The organism is Deltaproteobacteria bacterium (assembly GCA_021737785.1).
In the GTDB taxonomy this organism is placed as follows: Bacteria; Desulfobacterota; DSM-4660; order Desulfatiglandales; family Desulfatiglandaceae; genus AUK324.
On the sequence record JAIPDI010000030.1, the window covers coordinates 66,030 to 72,150 of the forward strand.

General features: G+C 56.8%; 4 protein-coding genes. All 4 read right to left on the reverse strand.

All coding sequences use genetic code 11. From position 1 onward, the window contains the following. The 4 genes from K9N21_15265 to K9N21_15280 all read right to left on the reverse strand — a co-directional run bounded on the left by K9N21_15265 (position 1) and on the right by K9N21_15280 (position 5,941). A complete protein-coding gene (locus K9N21_15265) occupies positions 1-1,380 on the reverse strand; it encodes an FAD-binding protein (GenBank protein ID MCF8145274.1) in 1,380 nt (459 codons plus the stop codon). Between the two features lie 87 nt (positions 1,381-1,467). Next, on the reverse strand, positions 1,468-3,315 hold the full coding sequence (locus tag K9N21_15270) for a cytochrome c3 family protein (GenBank protein MCF8145275.1): 1,848 nt from the start codon (positions 3,313-3,315) through the stop codon (positions 1,468-1,470). A gap of 85 nt (positions 3,316-3,400) precedes the next feature. Continuing rightward, positions 3,401-4,684, reverse strand: coding sequence for a nickel-dependent lactate racemase (gene larA, locus K9N21_15275; GenBank protein ID MCF8145276.1), 1,284 nt, complete (start codon positions 4,682-4,684; stop codon positions 3,401-3,403). Positions 4,685-4,804: 120 nt separating this feature from the next. Further along, entirely contained in the window at positions 4,805-5,941 is a 1,137-nt protein-coding gene (locus K9N21_15280) for a (Fe-S)-binding protein (GenBank protein ID MCF8145277.1), read from the reverse strand. Positions 5,942-6,121 lie beyond the last annotated feature (180 nt).

Sequence of the window (6,121 nt, forward strand, 5' to 3'; positions counted from 1 at the left end):
TTAAGCCTCCAGTCCCATCTTGCCGGGGTTGAGGATATTGTTGGGATCGAACATCTTTTTGAGCGAACGCATTACGTCCATGGCCACGGGATCGTGCTCCAGGGTCATGAAGGGGGCCTTGGAGAGACCGATGCCGTGCTCGCCGGTGAGGGTGCCGCCCAGGTCGATGGCCAGCCTGAAGAGATCGGCGGTGGCCGCTTCCATCCGTTTTACCTGTTCCGGATCATACCCGTTGTAGAGGATCTGGGGATGGAGATTGCCGTCGCCGGCGTGGCCGAAGGTGGCGATCCGTATCCGGTGCTTTTCGGAGATGGCGTGGATCCCGTTCAGAAGCGCAGTGATCTGGGTCATGGGAACGGTCACGTCCTCAAGCACGAAGTTATTTTCGATCCTGGCCAGGACCGCATAGGCCGACTTCCGGGCGGCCCAGAGATCATCCACGTCCTTGGCGGTCTCGGCCTGTCTGACCTCATGGGCGTTATTCTGGTGAAAGATCGCCATCACCTTTCCCAGCTGATAATCGGTCTCCTCCCGGGTATATCCGTCGGTCTCCGCCAGGAGCATGGCATCCACTTCAGGGAGGTTGAGATCGGTATTCTGATTGATGGCCGTGAGGGTCTCTCTCCCTAATATCTCCAGGGCGCTCGGGATGATCCCGCTGTGCATGATCTGGTTGATGGCGTTCCCGGCATCCTCCAGATTGTCAAAGGTGGCAAGGGCGGTGCTGGTGGCGGTCGGTTTCGGATTGATCTTGAGGGTGATCTCGGTGACGATCCCGAGGGTCCCTTCAGAACCCACAAAGAGCCTGGTCAAGTCGTATCCGGAGACGCTCTTCATGGCCTTGGAACCTGTCCTCATGACCCTCCCGTCCGGAAGGACCACCTGCAGGCCCAGCACGTAATCCCGGGTGGTGCCGTATTTGGCCCCTTTGAGGCCTCCGGCATTGGTGGCCACATTGCCCCCCAGGGTGCTGACTTTGCCGCTGGCCGGATCGGGCGGGAAAAAAAACCCATAGGGAATCAGGGCCTTTTCCAGATCCGCATATACCACGCCCGGCTGTATCACGGTGAGGCGATCCTCGATGCTGATCTTCAAAATCCGATTCATACGGTTCAGGTCGAGGATGATCCCCCCTTCAATGGGGACCGCCATCCCGGACAGGCCGGTTCCGGCGCCCCTGGGGATGACCGGAATCTTCTCCCTGTCGGCCAGTTTCATGATCTCCGACACCTGTTCCGCACTCTCGACCCAGACACCCCCCTCAGGCCGGTGGTTGTGCTCCGAGGCATCATAGGAAAAAGACACCCTGTCGATCAGGGTATCGGTGACGTTGGCCTCCCCCACAATCCGAATCAGATCCTGTTTTAATTTTTCATCCATTGTGTTTTCCCCAAAAAAAGACATCAAGGACCAAAAAGACCCAAGGCGGCCTGGCGGCCGAAACCAAACAATTCCTCAATCCCTCTCTCAATCCTTCTTTTCCCCAATTTCACGAAAGTCACTTCCGTTACATGCATTCATGGCCAGGACCACCGGCGCCATAATAATGTGCAGGAGCCGGCTGAAGGGGATATAGGCGATAAACGCCCCTGTCAGGGCCGCATGAATATACCATACATATCCGTAAACCTCCACCAGCCCCCGGGGAAACGAAAAGAGGAGGCCGATCCCGAAGCCGATCAGGCTGTATGCCGAACCGGGCGGATATCCGGTCATGGCAATCCGCATCCCCTCCAGTACAAATCCGATGACGACAATCCCGCCGATCAGCCCAAGGGCCAGCCGGTCCTGTTCAGGGAGGCCGGGGGCGCGGCCTTTTTGCCTGATCACCCCCCTGGCAAAGGCAAGGGCAACCCCGACCAGGATCATTGCCCCTGTCAGGTCATACAGAAATCCTGTCAACGGGTAGTCCTTATTTACCAGGTGCCAGACAACAGGCCATTCCGGCTTCAAAAGAGACCCGCACAGGGCGATCAGGCCCCAGAAAAACCGGAATATAAACCCATAAAAGATGAGGGCGTGGATCATCCATCGTCCGGGCGACATCCGGTACAGGCGCCTCTGAAGCAGGACATCCCAAAAAAGCGACCGGGTCATCCATATGATCCGTTGGGAAAAAACGCACCGGACAGCGCCTCCCAGCAACCTGAAAAGCCTGGTAACGGAATTTCCCCCGGCTGTTCCCGGAAGGGAACCGCTTAGATAAAAAGAGAAAAAGAGGACCAGACCCAATAGAAAGATCAGGAGCGAAACAATGGTGATGGTATCCCCCACGGAAAAGGTGGCGGTGTGGCACGGCATGCAGATAACGCTCTTGGCAGGGAGGGCCATGGCCGCGGCCCCCAGAGGATTGCCGGCGAAATGGCATCGCTGACAGGCGGTATCCGAGTCAAACCGCACCATCTCATGAACAATGGACATCCCGTCCGGGGTGCGCTCTCTTTCCCACAGGATGCAGTTGGATTCCGTGTCTCTCACCGCCCTGACGCCTTTGAGATGGCACGACTGGCACGAAACGGTCAGGTGGGCGCTTCCGGCCGTCTTCTCATGGTGCGGCAGGTGACATTGTCCGCAGTCCCGGGGTTGCTGCGCATCATGGGTGTAGGATGCCGCATCCTGATGGCAGGTGGTACAGGCCAGCTCAGCATGCGGTGTGCCCTCATGTGAAGCCTCATCGATCAAGGGAACGGATTGTTGTGTGATGGTCTGAGCACGTGTCCCGGACCTGCCATGACAATGAAGGCAGAGGGCGTTAAGCTGTTCCGTCTCTTCAGGATCATCCGCAGCAATGGAACGGTGACAGGTCATGCAGGCCGCATCTTCCGCCGAAAAAGGCGGCAGCGCATTATGGGCTTCATGACAGGCGCCACACTGATTCCAGAGCGGTTGTTGAGGATCATACCCGGTCCCCTGTGGATCATTGAGCCGGGCCTGGTAGTGGGGATTGTGACAGCGGAGGCAGTCCTGATAGTTGTCGCCGGACCTGACCTTCAGAGACCCGTGCATCCCCCCTTCGAGATCGTCCAGGACGGCGTCATGACAGCCCAGACAATGATCCACATGGAAGAAATCCCTTGCGCTCTTGGTTACCTGGTTCGGATCAGGATGGAGGTCCTTGTCAGCGATGTCCTGGTGGCAATCCTGGCAGGACATCTGACCATGCACAGAAGCATGGAATCGTGCAGGATCGATGACCCAGGAGGCCGCGGCCACAGGCAGATTGAGGACGAACAAGACCAGCATCCCCATCAGAATGCCCGCGACCCGGACACTCACCCATTTCCATGGTCCCCTGTATTTAGAACACATCCCCATTCACCACTCTCAATTACTTCAATAATCCCTCAATCCCTGAATCCCTGAATCCCTCAATCCCTTAATTCCTGAATCCCCTAATCCCTTAATCCTCCAATTCCCGATCCTTCACCCTCCCCACCACATAGGGTCCTTCCGGGACCACCATGACCTTTTCGTGTTGCGGCAGCAGCCTGTTAACGGTCTCCTGCAGGTCGTCAATCTTGATCATCCCCATGGCCTTCAGGTCGTCGCCTGTCATTCCGGGGGAATAGACATAGATGGGACCCGCATGGTTCACGGCCTGGTAAATGCTCTGGGAACACCATTGATCGATGATGAAGTCCTTCGGATCGGAATACTTCTCACAGAATTCCTGATAGCCGCACCCGGAGCGCATGATCTCGCAGAACTCGGGGTTCCCCAGACCCTCCCTGCATTCACAGGCCACCACAATGGTTCCTCCTCGATTCAGGATGTCCTTGGAAGAAATCAGGGCCTTGCTGATCTGGTAGAATGTGGCATCCAGCGGGAATCCGCCGCCCGATGTGATCACCATGTCCACCCGCTCGTCCAGATCGATCACCGAGTGCCAGCGGACCATATCGCAGCCGGCCAGGTGGGCCCGGTCATAATGCCCGGCAAAAACCCCTGCGATGTCCCGGGTCTGGGTGATGACCACGTTCAGGATAAAATCCGCACCCACCAGTTCCGTCACCCGGATCCCATAGTCATGGAACGGGTTTCCCTCGATGATGCAGTTGCTCACTTTAGGATGATCGATCATCTTAAAGGAATGCATGAACTTCATCGTTCCATAGCTGGAGATGCCGGGGAGGATGGCCTTCCGGCCTCCGGAGTACCCCGCGTAGAAATGGGGTTCAATCAGCCCGGTCAATATCTTGAGGTCCGCATCCAAATAATGGTTATTGATCTCGATCGGGGCCCCGTCGATCTCGTCGACCTTCCGGTAGGTTTCCGGATCGCGACAATAATGGTTCACAATCGGGTAATGCTCCGCAATGTCCCGACCCACCAGATAGATCAGTTCTTCCCCCAGGTTGGGACGATGCATCCCCGTGGCGATCAGGATAGTGATCTTGTCTTTGGGTATGCCGCTCTCTTCAAGGGTCTTTAATAGAGGCGGAAGGATCACCTTATTGGGGACCGGCCGGGTAAAATCGGAAATCACCACGCAGGCGTTTTTCCTCCCCCTGGCTATCTCGGACAGAGGGGGGCTCCCGATGGGATCGGCCAGGGCCTTGTAAACCGCGCCCTCAGGATCCGAAAGACCTTTGATCGGTTTCATCTCCAGGAGTGATACGGAGTCGGGAAATCGCAGCGTCAGCGGATTTTCGCCGTACAGCAGTTGTGCAGTCTTATCAGCCATGATGGTCCCCCTTCATGAAATAATGGATACGAAAATATCCCCAAAAAGCAATCAGCGGCAAGGTCGGAAAGCCGATGGACAGACCGAAAAGCACACTTCTCATAAAGGAAATTACTCCCCTTATCCGTGAGACATGGACCTCACCACGATATCGGTGATGTCCACCACCTCGAGATCGAGCTTTTCCCGTCTCGCTTTTCCCTTGATGGTCCGGACGCACTGCTGGCAGGCCGTGATCACGGTCCGGGCCCCGGTCTGCCGGACCTCCTCGATCTTGTTTTGGGCCACACGGCCCGAGAGGGCCGCGTCCGCCATCTCCAGGTTGCCGCCCCCTCCGCAGCAGACGCTCTGATTGCGATTGCCTGCCAGCTCCACAAAGGTGAGTCCGGGGACGGCCCGAAGGATCTCCCTGGGCGGGTCAAAAACGCCCGCATTTCTTCCCAGATCACAGGGGTCGTGATAGGTCACGGTCTCTTTCAGCTCTCCCAGTGAAATGGATCCCTCTTTTATCAGTCTTTCCATAACCTGCGTGGAATGGGAAAGCTTCAGGTCCGTCGGGTAGTGTTCCTTCCAGGTGCGGTAGCACGAGGGACAGGAAAACACGACTTCCCTGGCGCCCAGGGCCTTGACCTTCTCCAGGTTGTGGTCCATCAGGGCCTTCATCTCTTCGGGGGCCCCCGCGCCGATCAGCGGAAACCCGCAGCACCACTCCTCGCCCGCCAGGATGGCAAAATTCACCCCGGCCGATTCCAGAATCCGGACCATGTTCCGGGGAATCGACTGGACCATGGGAAAAAAAGAGGCCACGCACCCCACAAAGTAGACCACGTCCGCATGTTCCTTCTCGTACATATGCTCGGGGAGACCCCGAATGTCGTCCCGCCAGTCTCCCCGTTCCGCGTTGTCCTCATCCGATATGTTATGATTCACGAGGAGCGAATCCACCGCTGCCTTGACATTCGGGTGCAGACCCTGTTTCTTGACAATCTCCTCCCTCATGGCAAGGAATACGGCCTTCTGATCCACGCCGCTCGGACAGGTCACAGTACATGACCCGCAAAGGAGGCACTTGGCGAAGATGTCCCGATACTGTTTACTGATCTCCAGGTCTCCGGCGGCATACCGCTTGGCCAGCTGAACCTTTCCCCTCGGCGTGTACTTCTCCAGAAAGAGGGCCTTCCCGACCGGACAGGTGGCCAGGCACAGCCCGCACTTGATGCACTGGTCAAACTCATTCGCAATATCATTAAGTATCATGTGGTTTTCTCATTTTTAAAAAAAATATTATCACACAGAGGCAGTAGAGTAGGGAGGGGGGTATCCCCTCCCCCTCCTCAAACCGGACGTGCGGATTTCCCGCATCCGGCTTTCCTGAAGACTCTCGCCGGAGACATGCACAGTTATGAACCGAGCGGTCTTACAAATAGATCAACCCCA

Coding starts and splice junctions, on each gene's coding strand:
- K9N21_15265 (MCF8145274.1), bottom strand. CDS start 1,380: ATGGATGAAAAATTAAAACAGGATCTGATTCGGATTGTGGGGGAGGCC.
- K9N21_15270 (MCF8145275.1), bottom strand. CDS start 3,315: ATGGGGATGTGTTCTAAATACAGGGGACCATGGAAATGGGTGAGTGTC.
- larA (MCF8145276.1), bottom strand. CDS start 4,684: ATGGCTGATAAGACTGCACAACTGCTGTACGGCGAAAATCCGCTGACG.
- K9N21_15280 (MCF8145277.1), bottom strand. CDS start 5,941: ATGATACTTAATGATATTGCGAATGAGTTTGACCAGTGCATCAAGTGC.